The organism is Streptomyces cahuitamycinicus, assembly GCF_002891435.1.
GTDB lineage: Bacteria > Actinomycetota > Actinomycetes > Streptomycetales > Streptomycetaceae > Streptomyces > Streptomyces cahuitamycinicus.
In genome coordinates this window covers 1-17,799 of record NZ_POUC01000146.1, presented here as the reverse complement: position 1 = coordinate 17,799, position 17,799 = coordinate 1, and the positions used below count along the sequence as shown (strand labels likewise).

At 69.6% G+C, this 17,799-nt stretch carries 17 protein-coding genes and 2 pseudogenes; 11 read left to right on the top strand and 8 right to left on the bottom strand.

The genetic code is table 11. The features are described 5' to 3' along the window. Positions 1-147: 147 nt before the first annotated feature. The 3 genes from C1J00_RS20525 to ilvA form a co-directional block, all read right to left on the bottom strand. Complete coding sequence (locus C1J00_RS20525; protein ID WP_033311302.1) at positions 148-1,005, bottom strand: ABC transporter permease; 858 nt, start codon at positions 1,003-1,005, stop codon at positions 148-150. After that, positions 1,002-1,979 carry an ATP-binding cassette domain-containing protein gene (locus tag C1J00_RS20520; protein ID WP_102910523.1) on the bottom strand — a complete coding sequence of 326 codons (978 nt, stop codon included), beginning with the start codon at positions 1,977-1,979 and terminating at the stop codon, positions 1,002-1,004. The genes C1J00_RS20525 and C1J00_RS20520 overlap by 4 nt, the downstream gene beginning before the upstream one ends. A gap of 207 nt (positions 1,980-2,186) precedes the next feature. After that, positions 2,187-3,416: a threonine ammonia-lyase gene (gene ilvA, locus C1J00_RS20515; protein WP_102910522.1), complete on the bottom strand. Its 1,230-nt coding sequence runs from the start codon at positions 3,414-3,416 to the stop codon at positions 2,187-2,189. 163 nt (positions 3,417-3,579) lie between these two features. Between ilvA and C1J00_RS20510 the strand changes: the two genes are divergently transcribed. The 3 genes from C1J00_RS20510 (at position 3,580) to C1J00_RS20500 (ending at position 5,101) form a co-directional block, all read left to right on the top strand. Continuing rightward, positions 3,580-4,086, top strand: a complete 507-nt coding sequence (locus tag C1J00_RS20510) for a MarR family winged helix-turn-helix transcriptional regulator (protein WP_180989623.1) — start codon at positions 3,580-3,582, stop codon at positions 4,084-4,086. Between the two features lie 236 nt (positions 4,087-4,322). Further along, positions 4,323-4,826, top strand: a complete 504-nt coding sequence (locus C1J00_RS20505; protein ID WP_102910520.1) for a sigma factor-like helix-turn-helix DNA-binding protein — start codon at positions 4,323-4,325, stop codon at positions 4,824-4,826. Between the two features lie 26 nt (positions 4,827-4,852). Beyond that, complete coding sequence (locus C1J00_RS20500; protein WP_102910519.1) at positions 4,853-5,101, top strand: hypothetical protein; 249 nt, start codon at positions 4,853-4,855, stop codon at positions 5,099-5,101. A 17-nt stretch (positions 5,102-5,118) separates the two neighbouring features. Here C1J00_RS20500 and C1J00_RS20495 read toward each other — a convergent pair whose 3' ends face one another. Then, positions 5,119-6,273 (bottom strand): cystathionine gamma-synthase, encoded by a 1,155-nt coding sequence (locus C1J00_RS20495; RefSeq protein ID WP_102910526.1) that lies wholly within the window; start codon positions 6,271-6,273, stop codon positions 5,119-5,121. Between the two features lie 118 nt (positions 6,274-6,391). Here C1J00_RS20495 and C1J00_RS20490 point away from each other — a divergent pair, with 118 nt between their 5' ends. The 3 genes from C1J00_RS20490 (at position 6,392) to C1J00_RS20480 (ending at position 8,598) form a co-directional block, all read left to right on the top strand. After that, positions 6,392-7,510, top strand: coding sequence for a hypothetical protein (locus C1J00_RS20490; RefSeq protein WP_102910518.1), 1,119 nt, complete (start codon positions 6,392-6,394; stop codon positions 7,508-7,510). 82 nt (positions 7,511-7,592) lie between these two features. Continuing rightward, the gene (gene msrA / locus C1J00_RS20485; protein WP_102910517.1) at positions 7,593-8,267 is read left to right on the top strand and encodes a peptide-methionine (S)-S-oxide reductase MsrA; all 675 of its coding nucleotides are present in this window, start codon (positions 7,593-7,595) and stop codon (positions 8,265-8,267) included. Continuing rightward, positions 8,260-8,598, top strand: a complete 339-nt coding sequence (locus tag C1J00_RS20480; RefSeq protein ID WP_102910525.1) for a hypothetical protein — start codon at positions 8,260-8,262, stop codon at positions 8,596-8,598. The genes msrA and C1J00_RS20480 overlap by 8 nt, the downstream gene beginning before the upstream one ends. A gap of 274 nt (positions 8,599-8,872) precedes the next feature. Here the strand turns inward: C1J00_RS20480 and C1J00_RS20475 are convergent, their stop codons facing one another. Continuing rightward, positions 8,873-9,622, bottom strand: coding sequence for a transposase family protein (locus C1J00_RS20475; RefSeq protein WP_102910516.1), 750 nt, complete (start codon positions 9,620-9,622; stop codon positions 8,873-8,875). Positions 9,623-9,931: 309 nt separating this feature from the next. Further along, positions 9,932-11,419 carry a recombinase family protein gene (locus C1J00_RS20470; protein WP_180989622.1) on the bottom strand — a complete coding sequence of 496 codons (1,488 nt, stop codon included), beginning with the start codon at positions 11,417-11,419 and terminating at the stop codon, positions 9,932-9,934. A gap of 55 nt (positions 11,420-11,474) precedes the next feature. Between C1J00_RS20470 and C1J00_RS46885 the strand changes: the two are divergent. Then, positions 11,475-11,567 (top strand): annotated as a pseudogene (locus C1J00_RS46885) (peptide-methionine (S)-S-oxide reductase MsrA); the annotation flags it as partial. Positions 11,568-11,796: 229 nt separating this feature from the next. On the opposite strand, the pseudogene C1J00_RS48310 reads toward C1J00_RS46885, so the two are convergent. Together C1J00_RS48310 and C1J00_RS20455 are read right to left on the bottom strand one after the other, a co-directional pair. Continuing rightward, positions 11,797-12,114: pseudogene (locus C1J00_RS48310) on the bottom strand (transposase); the annotation flags it as partial. A gap of 343 nt (positions 12,115-12,457) precedes the next feature. Beyond that, positions 12,458-13,450: an aldo/keto reductase gene (locus C1J00_RS20455; RefSeq protein ID WP_102910514.1), complete on the bottom strand. Its 993-nt coding sequence runs from the start codon at positions 13,448-13,450 to the stop codon at positions 12,458-12,460. A gap of 121 nt (positions 13,451-13,571) precedes the next feature. On the opposite strand from C1J00_RS20455, the gene C1J00_RS20450 reads away from it, so the two are divergent. The 4 genes from C1J00_RS20450 to C1J00_RS20435 all read left to right on the top strand — a co-directional run bounded on the left by C1J00_RS20450 (position 13,572) and on the right by C1J00_RS20435 (position 17,726). Then, positions 13,572-14,201 (top strand): TetR/AcrR family transcriptional regulator, encoded by a 630-nt coding sequence (locus tag C1J00_RS20450; protein WP_102910513.1) that lies wholly within the window; start codon positions 13,572-13,574, stop codon positions 14,199-14,201. A 357-nt stretch (positions 14,202-14,558) separates the two neighbouring features. Beyond that, positions 14,559-15,674, top strand: a complete 1,116-nt coding sequence (locus tag C1J00_RS20445; RefSeq protein ID WP_102910512.1) for an AI-2E family transporter — start codon at positions 14,559-14,561, stop codon at positions 15,672-15,674. A gap of 310 nt (positions 15,675-15,984) precedes the next feature. Next, entirely contained in the window at positions 15,985-16,701 is a 717-nt protein-coding gene (locus C1J00_RS20440) for a DUF4389 domain-containing protein (RefSeq protein ID WP_102910511.1), read from the top strand. A gap of 83 nt (positions 16,702-16,784) precedes the next feature. Beyond that, positions 16,785-17,726, top strand: coding sequence for a DUF5829 family protein (locus C1J00_RS20435; protein ID WP_102910524.1), 942 nt, complete (start codon positions 16,785-16,787; stop codon positions 17,724-17,726). Positions 17,727-17,799 lie beyond the last annotated feature (73 nt).

The following is a 17,799-nucleotide window of genomic DNA, read 5'->3' as shown; positions in this document are numbered from 1 at the left end:
TGAGCTGGAGATATACCTCCCGCTCACGAGTCAGGCGACGACCGCCCCCTCCATGTCTGACCTTGCGGACCTCGAAGTCCATCGCATCCCCTGAGCTGGGGTGTTGCGACGACTACTAGAACTCAAGTGGCGGCACCGGGGGCTTTGTCATGCCGTCGCCGAGCGGTACTTGCGCACCGCCAGGGTCCGGAAGACCACCAGGATCAGGATCGAGTAGATCAGCGAGGCCCACACGGGGTGCTGCATAGGCCAGGCGTCCGACGTCGACTGGCCGGGGTTGGCGAAGAGGACCCGGCAGGCCTGGACCGTGGCACTGAAGGGGTTCCACTCGGCGATGTGGCGCAGCCACGGGGTCATGTGGCTGGTGTCCACGAACGCGTTCGAGATGAACGTGACCGGGAAGAGCCAGATCAGTCCGCTGGAGGTGGCCGCCTCGGGGGTCCGGACGGACATGCCGATCAGGGCGCCGATCCAGGTGAACGCGTAGCCGAGCAGGAGCAGCAGGCCGAAGGCCGCGAGGACCTTGGCGGCGTTGGTGCTGCCGTCCGAGCCGACGCGCCAGCCGACCAGGAGGGCGACCACGGCGAGGACCACCAGGGTCAGGGCCGTCTGCACGGAGTCGGCGAGGGTGCGCCCGGTGAGCACCGCGCCGCGCGCCATGGGCAGGGAGCGGAAGCGGTCGATGAGGCCCTTGTGCATGTCGTCCGCGATACCGGCGCCGGAGCTGGCGGTGGCGAACGTGACGGTCTGCGCGAAGATGCCCGCCATCAGGAAGTTCTTGTAGTCGGCGGCGCTGGTGCTGTTGCCGATCTGCATGGAGCCGCCGAAGACGTAGGTGAACAGCACCACGAACATGATCGGCTGGATCAGCCCGTAGATGATCATCTCGGGGATCCGGGACATGCGGATCAGGTTGCGCTTGGCGACGACCATCGAGTCGCGAATCGACTGGCTGACCGGGTTCGCGGCCGGCGCGACCCGCACGGTGTCGGTGACGGCGCTCACTGGGTGGCCTCCTTGTCGTTCTCCTGGTTCTCGGCCTCGGCCACGTGTCCCGTGAGGGAGAGGAAGACGTCGTCGAGGGTCGGCCGGCGCAGGCCGATGTCGTCGATCTCGATGCCCCGGGTGTCCAGCTCGCGAATGACCTCGGCGAGGAGCTTGGCGCCGCCGGTCACGGGGGCGGTGAGCTTGCGCATGTGCTCCTCGACCTTGGTCTCGCCCTTGCCGAAGCCGGCGAGGACCTCAGCGGCGCCCTGGATGTGCTCGCGTTCGTGCACCACGACCTCGACGCGCTCGCCGCCGGTGCGGGCCTTGAGCTGGTCGGAGGTGCCCTGGGCGATGACCTTGCCGTGGTCGACCACCGCGATGTCGTGCGCCAGGTGGTCGGCCTCCTCCAGGTACTGCGTGGTGAGCAGCAGCGTCGTGCCTCCGGAGACCAGTTGCTTGATGACCTCCCACAGCTGCTGGCGGTTGCGGGGGTCGAGGCCGGTCGTCGGCTCGTCCATGAACATCACGGGCGGCGAGACGACCAGGGCCGCCGCGAGGTCGAGGCGGCGGCGCATGCCACCCGAGTAGGTCTTGGTGGGGCGGTCGGCGGCGTCCGCGAGGTGGAACTGCTCCAGCAGTTCGGCCGCGCGCTCCTTCGCGGCCTTCGCCCGCATCTGGTAGAGCTGGCCGACCATCTGGAGGTTCTCCCGGCCGGTGAGGTATTCGTCGACGGCCGCGAACTGGCCGGACAGGCCGATGGAGCGGCGGACCGCGTCGGGCTGCTTGAGCACGTCGATTCCCGCGACGACCGCCCGGCCGCTGTCGGGGCGCAGCAGGGTGGTCAGGCAGCGGACGGTGGTGGTCTTGCCCGCGCCGTTGGGCCCGAGCAGGCCGAGGACCGTGCCCTCGGGCACGTCGAGGTCGACGCCGTCCAAGGCCTTTACGTCACCGAAGGTCTTGACCAGACCTTCGGCGTAGATGGCGCCTGGCATATGAGTCTCCACGTCTTCGGGGATGACCGGACAGACGTCCGGTGAAGCTTCTCACCGACACACCATAACGCGATGTATCGCGTCTCACAATGAGTTTTTCCGCGTTGCGCTCCGTCAAACGAAAGGATCTTGGACCGCCTCGGGAGCCGGGCCGGCCGGTGACCCTGTAGTCAGCCGATGACCGTGTAGTCAGCGATGACCGTGTAGTCAGCCGATGACCGTGTAGCCCGCCTCGCGCAGCGCCTGGCCCACCTCGGCGCAGTGCGCCGGGCCCTTCGTCTCCAGGTGCAGCTCGACCTCCGCCTCCGTGAGCCCGAGCCGTGGGTCGGTTCGCACATGGCTCACATCGAGGACGTTAGCGTCGACCACTGACAACGCGCCCAGAAGAGTGGCAAGAGCACCGGGCCGGTCCGTCAGCCGCAGCCGGACCGCCAGGTAGCGACCCTGCGCGGCCATGCCGTGCCGCAGCACCCGCTCCATCAGCACCGGGTCGACGTTGCCGCCGGACAGCACCGCGACGACCGGGCCCTCGAAGGCGCCGGGCTCGCTCAGCAGCGCCGCCACCGGGCTCGCCCCGGCCGGCTCCACCACCAGCTTGGCCCGCTCCAGGCACAGCAGCAGCGCGGCGGACAGCTCGTCCTCGCTGACCGTGCGCACCTCGTCGACCAGCTCGCCGACGATCCCGAACGGCACGTCGCCCGGCCGTCCGACCTTGATGCCGTCGGCCATCGTCGCCGGGTTCTCGACCGACACCGGCCGGCCCGCCGCCAGCGAGGGCGGGTAGGCCGCCGCGCCCGCCGCCTGCACGCCCACGACCCGCACGTCCGGCCGCAGGGACTTCACCGCCACCGCGATCCCGGCGGCCAGCCCGCCCCCGCCGATACCGACCAGGATCGTGCGCACCTCCGGGCACTGCTCCAGGATCTCCAGACCCACCGTGCCCTGGCCCGCGATGATGTCGGGATGGTCGAAGGGGTGGATGAACACCGCGCCCGTCCCGGCCGCGTACTCCTGCGCCGCGGCCAGCGTCTCGTCGACGACCTGGCCGTGCAGCCGCACCTCGGCCCCGTATTCACGGGTGGCACTGACCTTGGGCAGCGGGGCACCCTTCGGCATGAACACCGTGGAGCGCACGCCGAGCAGGGCGGAGGCCAGCGCGACGCCCTGCGCGTGGTTGCCGGCGCTCGCGGCGACGACACCGGCGGCGCGCTCCTCCGGCAGCAGACCGGCGATCCGCACGTACGCGCCGCGCAGCTTGAACGAGCCCGTCCGCTGGAGGTTCTCGCACTTGAGGTGGACCGGCGCACCGACCATCTGGGACAGGTGCCTGCTGCCCTCCATCGCGGTCACCCGCGCCACACCCGAGAGCATCTTCTGCGCGCCGCGCACGTCGTCGAGGGTGACGGGCCGAAAGGAGTCAGCCGTGCTGTAGCTCATGACTCCAGCATCGCAGTTCACAGGCGGGAACGACCGTTGTGACCAACCTCCGAGACCCGCTTTGCGCAGCGCCGGTACGGCCCGCCTTCCGGCCGCGTACCCTGTCCCCCAATCTGCCAGCCCTCCACGAAGTGAGCCCCCGGCCATGCCCACAACACCTGAAATGTCGATGGACATGACGACCGTCGGTGACACCGGTCTTCTCGACACGCTGCAGCACGAGGTGGCGCTGTTCGCCCGCCGTGCCGAACAGACCCGGCTCGGCGGAGTCGGGCAGGTGCGCAACTCCATGGACCGCGCCGCGTACCTGCTGCTCAACCGCCTCGACAAGGAAGGCGCGATGGGCGTCAAGGCGCTCGCAGCGAGCATGGGGATCGACTCGTCGACGGTCACCCGGCAGGTGGCACCGCTCGTCGACACCGGCCTGGTCAAGCGCACCTCGCATCCCGAGGACGGCCGCGCGGTGGTGCTGCAGCTGTCCCCGCGCGGCCAGGCCCGCCTGGAGGAAGTGCGCTCCTCCCGACGGCAGTTGATGGCCGAGCTGACCCACGACTGGGAGCCCGAGGAGCGTGAGGCGTTCTGCGACCTCCTCACCCGCTTCAACAGCGCCCTTTCCTCCCGGATGGCGGCGCACGGGGTGCCGGGGCCGGAGGCGGAGCCGGCGTCCTGAACGCCCTGCCGCGCGGCGCGGCGCGTACGACGGCCGGAGCCGCAGAGCCGTCCGCGGTCCGCTCCACGGCGGGCGGTGTCGTGCTCGCCCCGCCCGGCCCCACGCGCGCGTGGCACCGTCCGGGCCGTGCGCGGCTCTTGACCTCGGGGCCGTCCCTGGCCTGATATGAGACCGGGCCCCGTCGCGCGCGGCCGGGTGCCCGCATCCTCAGGGATCGCCGTCAGGCGGGAGGCGCTGTGCTGGAGCGGCATGCGTCCCGGGCAACCCGTAGCACCCGGGAGTTCGAGGCGTTCGTCGCGGGCGCGGCCGGGCGGCTGCTGCACGCCGCCACGCTGCTCACCGCTGAGGCCCCGGACGACAACCCCCGCGCGCGGCGCCTGCTGACGCTGTCACTGGCCCGCACGTACGCGAGCTGGGACCGGCTACGCGGCGAGGACCCCTACGACCGCACCCGCTCGCACCTCGCCGTCCGCTTCGCGCGCGGGGCGTGGCACCACCACGGCGGGCTCGGCCGCTCCCGCCCCGACCCGGCGAGTCCCCTGGCCACGCTGACCCCGCAGGAACGGCTCGTCCTGGTCCTCCGGCTCCACGAAGGCGTCGCCGAGGAGCAGACGGCGGCCCTGCTCGGCCTGTCCCCGGAGCGCGTACGGGCGATCTGCCACCGGGCCACATCGACCCTGCTGCACCGGCCGCAGGGCCCGGCACCCGCGGTGACGGCCACCAAGGCGGTGCCGTCGTGAACCCGGCCCCGCGACCGGAGGGCCACATGAGCGGGACCGACCGCGAGACGGCCGTACGACGGCTCCTGGAGCAGGCGCCACGCCCCGTGCCGCCCGAGATCCACACGGAGGCGGTGCGCCGCGGCGGCCGCATGCTGCGGCGCCGGACACTCGCCCGCCGCGCCCTGTGGCTGCTGCTGCTCGCGGCGACCCTGGCGTTCATCGTGTGGGCGCTGACGGCCCGCCCGTGGGTGGAACCGCCGTCCGAGACGACTCCACCCCTCACCGGCTGGTGACCCCGTGAGGGGCCCGGCTAGCCGAGCGCCTGCTGAAGGTCCTCCAGCAGGTCCTCGGCGTTCTCGATGCCCACGGACAGGCGCACCAGGTCGCCGGGGACCTCCAGGGCCGAGCCGGCCACGGACGCGTGCGTCATGCGGCCGGGGTGCTCGATCAGCGACTCGACGCCGCCCAGGGACTCCCCCAGCGTGAAGATCCGGGCGCGGTCGCAGACCTCGACGGCCGCCTCCTCGCCGCCCTCGACACGGAAGGAGACCATGCCGCCGAACGACTTCATCTGCTTGGCGGCGACCTCGTGACCCGGGTGCTCCGGCAGCCCCGGGTACAGCACGCTGCTCACGCGCGCGTGCCGGGTGAGCATGTCGGCGACCTTGGCCGCGTTCTCGCTGTGCCGGTCCATGCGCACGGACAGGGTCTTGGTGCCGCGCAGCACCAGCCAGGAGTCGAAGGGCCCGGCCACCGCGCCCATCGCGTTCTGGTGGAAGGCCAGCTCCTCGCCCAGGCCCGCGTCAGCGGTGACCAGGGCACCGCCCACGACGTCGGAGTGGCCGCCCATGTACTTGGTCAGCGAGTGCACGACGATGTCCGCGCCCAGCGCCAGCGGCTGCTGGAGGTAGGGCGTGGCGAAGGTGTTGTCGACGACGAGGCGGGCGCCCGCGTCCCGGGCGACCTGGGCGACGGCGGCGATGTCGGTGATGCCGAGCAGCGGGTTGGAGGGGGTCTCCACCCAGATGACCTTGGTCTTCGGGGTGACGGCGGCCCGCACCGCGGCCGGGTCGCTCGTGTCGGCGACCGACCACTCCACACCCCAGCGGGCGACGACCTTGGCGAACAGACGGAACGTGCCGCCGTACGCGTCGTTCGGGATCACCACGTGGTCGCCCGGGCTGAGCAGCGTACGCAGCAGGCAGTCCTCGGCCGCCAGCCCGGACGCGAACGCGAGACCGCGGCGGCCGCCCTCCAGGGCGGCGAGGTTCTCCTCCAGCGCGGTCCTGGTGGGATTGGCGCTGCGGCTGTACTCGTAGCCGCCGCGCAGGCCGCCGACGCCGTCCTGCTTGTAGGTCGAGACCTGGTAGATCGGCGGGACGACCGCGCCCGTCAGGGGGTCGGCGGTGTTGCCCGCGTGGATCGCGAGCGTCTCGAAGTGCTGACTGATGTGCCTGTCGCTCATGAGCACCGAGGGTAGTGCGCCGCGGCGAAGAGTGCCGTTGGTCCGGGCGACGCGGGGTTTTCCACAGGTTCGGGGAGCAGGTTGGCCAATTGTCGGCGCGGTCTGGTTCGCTTGTCGTATGGAGATTCTCTGGGTCCTGATCGCGCTGGTCATGCTGGGCTTCGTGCTGCTCCCCTTCCTGCGGCGCAGGCGCGGTGCGATAGGGCTGGTCTCGCCCGACCACCCGGACGCGGCCGACCCGGCGAACTACGGCTTCGTCCTGGAGGAGGAGCTCGACATCCGCATGCCCGGCCCCGACCAGGACCTGCTGGACGTCCTGGACGTGGTGCAGCGCACGCAGGACTACCGCGCCGCACAGCAGCTCCTGGCGGGCACCGAGACGGAGGGCGAGCGGCGCTGGCAGCGCGTTCAGGCCTTCGCCGGCGCGGCCTCGCTGGAGCTCTCGCGGCGGCCCGGCGGGGTGAGCGAGACGCCGGGCGGGCAGTGGCTGCGCGTGTGGCGGTCCGAGGCTCCCAAGGACGCGGGCGGCGCGGCGGTGCACGCCGAGTTCCTGGTGCAGCAGGCCTGGCGGACGGCGACACCGGGGACGGACGAGTTCCGGATCATCATGGAGGAGGCCAGGACGGCGTGCGGTGAGGCGGCGCTGCTCGCCCCCGGCGACCCGATCCCGTACATCGTGGAGCTGTCGGTCGCCCGTGGCCTCGGCTACTCCCAGAAGGACTTCGAGCAGATCTGGCTGAAGATCCTGGACCGCGCCCCGGCCCACATGGGGGCGCACCTGGCCGCGCTGCACTTCTGGTGCGAGAAGTGGCACGGCTCCCGAGCGGAGGCCTACTCGTTCGCCGAGGCCGCGGCGGCCCGGGCGCCCCGAGGGTCCCTCCTCTCGGCGATGCCCCTCTTCGCGGTGTTCGAGCACCTCCCCGAGGTGACCCTCGTCGCGAGCTTCTGGCAGAGCGAGGTCGTCACGAAGGCGGTCCACGGCGCGCTGCACGCGGTGCACTCGGCCCGCCCGGACGACCCGATGCTGGCGCACGTACGGCACATGCTGGTGTTCTTCCTGGTCCGCAGCGAGCGCTGGTCGGAGGCCATGAGCCAGCTGGTGCGCATCGACGGCCATGTCGGCGCCCTGCCCTGGACGCTGTCCGCCGACCCCGCGGCGGAGTTCGCGGTGTACCGGGCGCTGGCGGTGGCGGGCTACGAGGCGAACGGCGGCAGCCCCGCGAGCCTGCCGCACTGACGCCCGCCCGCGCGGTTCCCGACCGGAATTCCGGGACGCCCCGGCACGTTGCAGAGGGCGTCGCCCCGCGATTGGAGACCGCATGTTCCCGCACAGCCGCACGCCCGCTCTGCCGACGCCCGAGCAGGCGCTGCCCGGCCGCCCGGAGCCGGCGTTCACGGTCCCCGACCGCCACACCGTCCTGGGCAACCCGCTGCTCGGCCCCTACCCCGAGGGCCTGGAGACCGCGGACTTCGGCCTGGGCTGCTTCTGGGGCGCGGAGCGCAAGTTCTGGCAGCTCCCGGCCGGTGTGTGGACGACCCTCGTCGGCTACCAGGGCGGTCACACGGAGCACCCCACGTACGAGGAGGTCTGCTCGGGCCTGACCGGCCACACGGAGGTCGTGCGTGTGGTCTTCGACCCGGCGCTGATCTCGTACGAGCGCCTCCTCAAGACGTTCTGGGAGTCCCACGACCCCACGCAGGGCTTCCGCCAGGGCAACGACATGGGCACGCAGTACCGCTCGGCGATCTACACCCACACCCCCGGGCAGACGGCGACCGCCCGGTCCTCCCGCGCGTCGTACCAGCAGGTCCTCACGTCCTCCGGCTACGGCGACATCACCACGGAGATCGTCCCGGCGCAGGGCCGCCCCTTCTACCCGGCGGAGGGGTACCACCAGCAGTATCTTTCAAGCAGCAAAAACCCGAACGGGTACTGCGGGCTGGGTGGTACCGGGGTGTCCTGCCCGATCGGTGTGGCGCCGGCGGATGGCTGAACCTCTGTCGCCGGAAGCGACGGCGACCTTGACGGCGCTGCTGGCCGGGCCGAACCCGGTGAGCAGCGCCCTGCGCGCGCAGATCCCTCACACGCGGGTCACTGGCAGGTGCGGCTGCGGCTGCGCGACGGTCGACCTGGAAGTGGACCGTACTGCGGTCCCCCCGGCCCCGGCACACGACAACCCGGCCGTGGAGGCCGGGTACGCCGCACCACACGCCGCCGGAGTCATGGCGTTCACCAAGGACGGCTACCTCTCGGCCCTGGAGATCTACTCGGTATCCAGCGAACCGATCACCAGCTGGCCGGAGCCACGTTTCATCGAGCACTGAGCCGCGGCAACACGGGCTACTACCCTCCCTGAGGCGAGGAGGGTAGTCCCGGCCCGCGGATGATGACCGAGTGCCCACAGCCCTTGAGGTCTATGGCTACGCGATGCGCACCCGAATCGGACCGCACCTGCGCACGCTCGGCTTCAAGGAAACCGGTCAGCGTTTCGCGCTGCCTCACGCCAAGGTGTGGGCCCAACTCGGCTTCCAGGAGGGCGGGGCCGAGCCAACACCGCCGACGTCATGCGCTTCACCGTCAATCTGTCAGTGAGCCTCTTCAGCGTTGCCGCTCCGGGGTGAGAATGGCTTCGGCGATTGACGTCATGCGGTTGGGGCTGCAGCGGGACCTGCGGAAGATCCGCCAGGACTTCAGGCAGGCCACGCCGCGCTCAACCGGTGCCCGTGCCGCGGCCAGAGCCCGGTTGACGGTCTTCTCGGTAGGGGTGAGTTCCCGCAGGGGCCTGCGTTTGATGCCCGTGGTCAGCCAGGGGCCACCGCCCTGGTAGGCGAGATCGGCCAGGATGGGGACGCCCTGGCGCTCGCAGATGCGGATGATCCGGTGGGTGCGGGCGGCGGTCAGGTCGTGGGAGCGGCCCGGCAGCGCGGGCGAGAGCCACAGCAGCCGGCCGTCCGGATCGGTGACTACCTGCACGTTCACCCCGTGCCGGCGGTGCTTGTGGGAGTAGTCGGCCCGTCCGTCGCCGACCCGGTCGCACTCGGCGAGCGTGCCCTCCAGGAGGACGAAGTCCGGATTCTGCTCGCGTAGGACCTTCAGCAGGCCCGGTGCACGGTCGGCGAGGAGGTCGATGACCGTGCTGGTGTAGGCGTGGGCGGTGGACTCGCTGATCCCGAACCCGGCAGCGACTTTCGCCAGGGTGGTGTGCTCGCGCAGGTACACCAGTGCCACTATCGCGCGCTGGGACGGACGGAGCTTGCAGCGGCGGTCACCCTCACAAGTGACGATGAGCATGGTGACCCACTCCACGAGCGCATGTGGCAGGTCGAGTGCGGCAGGATAGATGACCAACGAGGCCCCTGAGTAGCGTGGTTGAGACGTCAGACATCTCGATCAACTGCCCGGGGGCCTCGCTCGTTGCGCTTCACGGACCGTCACCCGATCGGTGGCCCGCTCGAAGAAGCTCAGTGCACTACAGGCGGCCAAGGCGCCTGCCTGGGGTGAAGAACGCTGGCGGCGCATCTCGCGCATCCTCGGAGTCGAGTTGCTGGAAGAACCTCAAAGTAGGAGGCGGACTCAGGGGCGTAGAGGAAGGACATACGAAGAATAGAAAACGGAGTGGGGTGCGAATGCTCGCACCCCACTCAGCCGCAGCCGCCCTTACCCTTCGATCCACTTGGGAACAAGCAGATCCGGGTTGAACGGCCGCCTACCCCCTCCGCCAACCGGCAGCACGATCACCGCATGCAGTGCCTCACGAATGAGCGCACGCTTCTGAGCCATGTCAAGGTCGCCCGAGAACCACCGCTGTCGGACGTCCGCTGTCACCTTGGACGCGCGCTGGGCCGCAAGCGCGTGCTCCGTTCGCTCCTTGCGCAGTTCCTTGATGCGAACTTCCATCTTGTGATTCTCCGGAAAGAAGAGCTCATCAGAGATCAGATCCTCTTGCCACTTCTGCAACATCGTCTTCTGCTTCTTGATCAGTCGTTCAAGCTCTGCTTCTCCACCCCACTCGGAATCCGCTTGTTTACTGACAGCGGCGCGTTCCTCCAGCTTTGCCAGGACCATCTCAGTGATGTACTCGTCGACCTTCGATCCGTTCCGCCCACTGCCTCCACACCCACCCATGGGCCGGCTCGGACATTGGTAGATGTACCCGCCGGTGAGTTTCTTCCTGCTGCTCACACGCATTGGCGCATTGCAGATCTGTCCATCCTCCTTGGGCTTCCCGCACCGGAGGATGCCTGTCAGGAGGTGGGAGGGGGTGCGGTAGTCGGTCAAGGTTCCGTCAGCCATGACGTTGGGCTTGATCCTCGCCGTGAACAGGGCATCGATGGCCATCCATTCCTTCGGCGTGATGATGGACTGCCACTGGCCGACTACGGGGACGCCGTCGGCGTTCCTAACCAACTCCCCATTGAGCTTTCGCCATCCGCACAGGCGGGGGTTCCAGAGAGCAAGCTTCAGCGCCCGAGAAGACCACGGATTGCCGTGGACCGTCCGTACGCCTTCCTCGCGCCACTGCAGGAGGATGGAGTGCAGCGACTTCCCGGCAATGACGTCACGCGCAGCCTGAGCAAGCTTCTCGGCCTCTTCAGGGCGAAGCGTTCGCTTGTCGTCGTCCCATCCGAAAGGCCGTGTGCCGCCGACGGGGATCCCCTGCTCAGCTCGTCGGCGGTGCGAGCGACGGGTACGCCGCTTGATCTTGCGTACCTCCGCCTTGGAGATAACGACTCCGAAGAGGCCCATGGATTCGACGTCTTCGTTGTAAAGGTCCTTGAAGCCCTTGACGTCCGCATAGACCCGCCCGTCCTCGTGCGTGAGAGCGTCCACGAACCGCTCGTAGTCGCCCACGCGCCTCACCAAGCGGTCGTCCGCAACGACAATGGCGCCACGCACCGCCTGGCCGTCCGGCATACGCCCCAGTTTGAGGGCCCTCAACATCGCCTCGAAGTCCGGGCGCACCACATCTGCCTTGGCTGCCGAGAGATCGTTGTCGGTGTAGTAGTGAACGATCTTCAAACCCAGCATGGTTGCGGTCTCGTCGTTGACCCTGTGCTGGTCCGAGACTCCATGAGCATCCCTGGCGAGGTCCGCCGAGATCCTGGCGTACGCAACCACAGGCACTAACTGATCGTTGCTCTTCAAGTGAACTCCCCCTGCTCCACCTTGCTTTAATGTCGCATGAAGAGCATAGCTATCCCAGCAGTACCTGGACAAGAACCCGGCGGGCTACTGCGGCATCGGCGGCACGGGGGTGTCGTGCCCGATCGGTGTGGCCAAGGCCGGTGGGTGACCCTTGGTGGTCGGCTCCGGAAGTCCTTCGGGGGTTGATCAAGCTGCCAGCGCGACGGAGGATTCTTCCGGGTGATCGGCGATGTGCGGGTCGAGTCTGGCCAGCGGATTGTCCAGGTCGGAGGGGTGAACTTCCACTGGAACGGCTGTGCCGTGGCGTTGTGGCGGTCTTCGAAAGCTCGGAGCCGGTTCCCGACTTGGGCAAGCTCGGTGAAGTCATTGGGCGCCACGACCTTGCGCTGCACGACGGAGAAGAAGATCTCCACCTGGTTCAGCCAGGAGGCGTGCGCAGGGGTGTGGACCAGCACCGTGTTCGGGAACGCAGCGGTCAGCCGGTCTGCAGCCTTCTTGGCGCGGTGGGAGGAGCCATTTTCGACGACCCAGAACACGCGTTTTGCGCTCGTGTACGGTTCCTGGCTCATGACCTGAGCGGTCCGCACGGTGTTGACCTGAGCGGTCCGCACGGCGTCCAGGTGTAATCCGGTCTCACGGACGATGCGCGCGTTGGAGCGCCCACGCGCCGCGTGCAGGACCACTTGAGCCCGCATACGCAGGCGGTGCTCGGTCTTTTGACCGTAGGCCGGCCATCCTCTTCAGCCGCTCGCGCTCGGCGGGGGTCGGGGCTATCGCACGGGCCCGGGCAACAGACAAGACAGGCAGGCCAATCCGTAGAAGTGGTTTTTTGCCGCCCGCATTCTGGGATGGCCTGCTTGTCGCATCGCCGGAACCCCGCCGGTTCTTCCGTCGATGGTTGACCCCGAGGATGACCAGGGCGCGCTGTGGCTGGTGCGCGCGTCGGCGTGTCCTCCCGGTCGTAGCCCCGCCCGGGAGGACACGCTGCCGCTGCTCGCCGCCGCTTGCCCGGGACCGCCGAACTTGGAGTACGGGCTGTCAGTCGGTGCGGAAGCCGGCCATCACCGAGGCCGGGTAGCGGCTGCCCGCGGAGCCCTGGGGGAGGACCTCCCGGATACGGGCCAGGTCGGCCTCGGTGAGTTCTACGTCGGTGGCGCCGACGTTCTCCTCCAGACGTGTAGCGCTGCGGGTGCCCGGGATCGGGACGACGTCCTCGCCCTGGGCGAGCAGCCATGCCAGGGCGAGCTGGGCGGGGGTGATGCCCTTGGTGGCGGCGAGCTTTCGGAGCTGCTCGGCGGCGTTCAGGTTGTAGGCGTAGTTCTCGCCCTGCCAGCGCTCGTCCCAGCGGCGCATGTCGTCCTCGGGGTACTCGTCGGCGGGCTTGACCACACCGGAGAGGAAGCCGCGGCCGAGCGGCGAGTACGGCACCAGGCCGATCCCCAACTCCCGCAGGACCGGCAGGATCTCGTCCTCTACCTCGCGTTCGAAGATCGAGTACTCGTGCTGAAGGGCTGTGACCGGGGTGACGGCGTGGGCGCGGCGGATGTACTGCGGGCCGACGTTACTCAGGCCGAAGTACTGCACTTTGCCTTCGGTGATCAGGTCACCGACTGTGCCGGCGACCTCCTCGGCCGGTACGTCGGGGTCGGAGATGTGCTGGTAGAAGAGGTCGATGCGGTCGGTCTGGAGGTAGCGCAGGCTGTTCTCGGCGACCTCGCGGATGTTCTCCGGGCGGCTGTTGACGCCGCTCCCCAACGTCTTGCTGGCCATGTCGAAGCCGAACTTGGTGGCCAGGACGACCTCGTCGCGGAAGTCGTTGACTGCCATGCCGAGCAGCGTCTCGTTGCTGCCGGTGCCTTGGCCGTACAGCTCGGCGGTGTCGAAGAAGTCGACTCCGAGTTCGTGGGCGCGGTGAATGGTGGAGATGCCGTCCTGGTCGTTCGAGGGGCCGTAGGCCAGGGACATCCCCATCACGCCCAGTCCGAGCGCGGAGACGCGCAGTCCCTGCTGTCCCAGGGTGCGGTGCTGCATGAGATCGCTCCTCGTGTCATGTCGGCAGCCCTGCCGACCAAACCAAACTGTTCGGTATGACCCTACGCTCCTTCCGGAGTGCCGCGCAAAACCGAACGGTTCGGTCGCCTATCCTGGGCTCATGCCTCGTTCCACGAACCCTGGCCGGACCCCGGACGCCGCCACCTCGAGCGAGTCCACCGACTCCACGCGCCAGCGGATCGTCGCCGCAGCCAAGGAGGAGTTCGCCCGGCACGGGATCGCTGGCGCCCGCGTGGACCGCATCGCCAAGCAGGCCAGGACGAGCAAGGAACGTGTCTACGCATACTTCCGCAGCAAGGAAGCCCTATACGCGCACGTCGCCGAACGCGAGACGACCGCACTCGTCGAGGCGACTCAGCTGGATCCGGCCGACCTGCCCGGTTATGCCGGCATCCTCTTCGACCACTTCGCGGCTCGTCCGGACCACTACCGCCTGATCACGTGGGGCCGCCTGGAACTGGCCGAGTCCGCAGACAACACCACCAGCCCCCTCCAGGCCACGATCGTCGGCAAGCTCGACAAACTCCGCGATGCTCAGCGCATGGGGCTGCTCGACCCGGCCTGGGACCCGGTCGACGTCCTCGCCCTGATCAACCAGATCGCCATGACCTGGGCAGGTCAGCCCGAAATCGCCGCCGCTGCCGCAGACCAGGCCGTGGACCCCTCTATCACCGCGCGCCGCGCCGCACTGGTGACCGCCGTCGAGCGCATGTTCCCTCGCCCGGACTGAGGCCCCAAACCGTTTGGTTTGACGCACACCTCCGGGTGCGTCCGTTGAAGATGACCTGGTGGACGCGCGGTCCGCTGGCGGGGTGATGACGTCGAGCCCGCGGCCAGCCAGACGGTCGGTGATGGCGGTGGCCATCCGGATGGCGGTAGCAGCCCTCGTCAACGGCTGTGCCAGCCAGGAGTTCGGCGACACTCGACAGACGACCCGCCCCGGGGTCACCCCCCGAAGGACTTCCAGAGCCGACCACTTAGGGCTCCGCTGCCGCACGGCGCATCTTCAACAGGTCACTGTCCGTTGACGCCCGCTTCCGAGGGACGGGGCTGCTGCGGGCGCGCTCGCAGCCAATAGGGTGCCTGCGTGACTGCGCCTCTGAGTTCCGACAGATCCCGTGCCGCGCTGCGGATATCCGCGCGGGTGTCCGGTGAGTTTCTGCTGGTGTTGGCCGGGCTGACCGTGGCCCTGTGGCTGCTGGGCCGGATGTGGTCGGTGGTGTGGCCGCTCGTGGTCGGGCTGCTGCTGACCACGCTGACCTGGCCCGTGGCCCGGTTCCTGCGCCGGCGGGGCTGGCCGCCCGCGCTGGCCGCCTCGGTCGTGACCGTGCTGTTCCTGCTGGTCGCAGCCGGTGTGGTCGCTCTGATCGCCGTGCCGGTGGCGTCCCAGTCCGGGGAGTTGACCGACGGTGTCGTGGAGGGCATCCAGCGGCTGCGCGAGTGGGCCGCCGGGCCGCCGCTGAACATCGGGGACGCGCAGATCAACCAGGCCTTCGACAGTGCGGTCTCGCGCGCTCAGGAGGGCGTCGGCAGCATGGTGGGCGCTGTCGTCACCGGAGTGAGCACCGTCGTCAACGGTGTTGTCACCGCCGTCCTCGCGCTGTTCCTGATGTTCTTCTTCCTCAAGGACGGTCCGCGGTTCCTGCCGTGGCTGTCCCGTCAGCTGCCCGGCCGGCTCGCCACCGACGTCCCGGCCGTGTTCGCACGCGGCTGGGCCACCCTGGGGTCCTTCGTGCGGTCGCAGGCGGCCGTCGGCCTGCTCGACGCCGTGCTGATCGGCCTGGGCCTGTGGATCCTGGGCATTCCGCTGGTGCTTCCGCTGGCCGTGCTGACCTTCGTCTCCGCGTTCGTGCCGATCATCGGCGCCCTGTTCGCAGGGTTCGTCGCGGTGCTCATCGCCCTGGTCTCCAACGGGCTGACGGACGCTCTGATCGTGCTGGCGATCATCGTCGTGGTGCAGCAGCTGGAGGGCAACGTCTTCCAGCCCATGATCCAGAGCCGCGGCCTCGGCCTGCACGCGGCCGTCGTGCTGCTGGCGGTGACCCTGGGCGGCAGCCTGGCCGGCATCGTCGGCAGCCTGCTCGCCGTGCCGATCGCCGCGCTGATCGCGGTGGTCTGGAACTACGTACGGGAGCAACTCGTCGATCCGGCGGAGGAAGCGGGCACCGGCGAGCCGGACCCCGGCGCCGCCGCCCCGTCCTGACGAACCGGGAGCCCGGAACCGGGAGCGGGAGCGGGAAGCCGGGAGCCGAAAGCCGGAGCCGGTAGTCGGAGCCGGGACCGGCATCGGAACCGGGAGCCGGAGCCGAAGGCCGGTTCCCGGTGGCCGGACCCGAAAGCCGGACCCGATAGCCGGAGCCTGTGGCCGGACCCGATAGCCACAGCCGAGAGCCGGACCCGGTGGCCGGAATCCGATAGCCGGACAGCCGGATACCCGGACGCGCGAACGGCCCCGTCCAGGTCGCGGGGCCGCTCCACGCTTGCGAGTCTGCAGGGCGAGAGGAGTGCCGCCCATGGTTCCTGCCACCGCGTCACCCGTACGTCTGGAAGCCTCTGTCGATCCCCGGCTGTCCCGATGGCTGTGGCTGGTGAAGTGGCTGCTCGCCATCCCGCACTACATCGTGCTGTTCTTCCTGTGGATCGCGTTCGCCGTCGTGACCGTGATCGCCTTCTTCGCCGTCCTGTTCACCGCGCGCTACCCCCGCCCCCTCTTCGACTTCAGCGTCGGTGTGCTGCGCTGGAACTGGCGGGTCACCTACTACGCGCACACCGCGCTCGGCACCGACCGGTATCCGCCGTTCACCCTCGCCGACGTGCCCGACTATCCGGCGCGCTTCGACGTCGCCTACCCCGAGCGGCTGTCGCGCGGACTGGTGCTGGTGAAGTGGTGGCTGCTGGCGATCCCCCAGTACATCGCCGTCGCGATCATCGCCGGTGGCGGCTGGGGCTGGGGCGACGGAGAGGGCTGGCGGGGCGGCGGCGGGCTGATGCCGTATCTCTCCCTGGTGGCCGTGGTCATCCTGCTGTTCACCGCCCGCTATCCGCGGCACCTCTTCGACTTCCTGATCGGCCTCGCCCGCTGGACGGCGCGAGTGACGGCCTACGCCGCGCTGCTGACGGACCAGTACCCGCCGTTCCGGCTCGACATGGGCGGGCAGGAATCCCCACCGGCGTCGTCACCGGCGTCACCACCCGCGTCACCACCGGACTCCCCGCTGACCAAGACCTGACCCGCGCAAAGGGCGCAATCCACAGCGGAAGCGTCTCCTCCCGCCCTACGCTCCCTCGCATGGCTCTCAGACGAGCGTTACAGCTGATCATGGTCATCGCTCTGGCCCTCGCGGCGGCGGTCCAGGGCGGAGTGGGCACGGCGCGGGCGGAGAAGGCCGGGACGGCGACCGGGCGGCAACTGCTGTTCTACAACCACGCCTACGGCGTGCTCGACCGGGAGACCGCGGACGCCATCGAGCACTCCTCCTATCTGCGGAACTTCGCCGCCTTCCAGGTCCGCACCACGACCGGCGCGGACGGGCAGACCTGGACCGGCCGCTACCTGATGGGGCGCGAGACCTACCTGGAGTTGTTCGGGGTGGGTGATCTGCCCGGCAAGGACGGCACCCTCGGCGCCACCGGCATGGGCGTGTCCACCGAGCGCGCCGGTGACCTGCCGACGGTGATCGAGCGGCTGCGGAAGGCCGGGATCACCGACCCGGTCGAGTTCCGGCAGACCCGCGACTTCGGCGACGGCGTCCCCGTGCCCTGGTTCGACGCCGTGTTCACCACCGGCGAGTACGACCTCTTCGGCGCCTGGGGGATGGAGTACCGGCCGGAGTACTTCGCCGACCCGCGCGGCAACACCGAGCCCGCCTCCCACCCCGGTGACGTGGGCCGGGAGCGCTACCTGCCCGACACCTACCGCGACCGTCCGATGCGGGACGTGACCGGTATCCGGCTCGCGGTGACCGTACGGGACCTCGCCAACACGGTGCCGCTGCTGAAGGCAGGCGGTTTCGCGGTCCGGTCCCTTCCCGGCGGAGGCGTCGTCGCGAACCGCGGCGGCACCACGCTCCGCTTCGACTCCGTGCCCTTGGAGCAGGTGGGGCTCAAGCAGGTCGAGATGTCACTGAACCAGCCGGTGCCGTACCGGCACGTGGAGCCGATCGGCCACTCGGCCCTGGTGGTCGGCCCGGGGCCGCGCGCGGTGTGGACCTTCGCGGAGCAGGACCCGCCCGGCACAGCGGGCCGAGGGTCTTAGACCAACCGCTCTCGCAGGAACTCCTCCCACGTCCGCTTCCCCGTCCGCGCCCCGTCCAGCGTCAGGTTCGCCC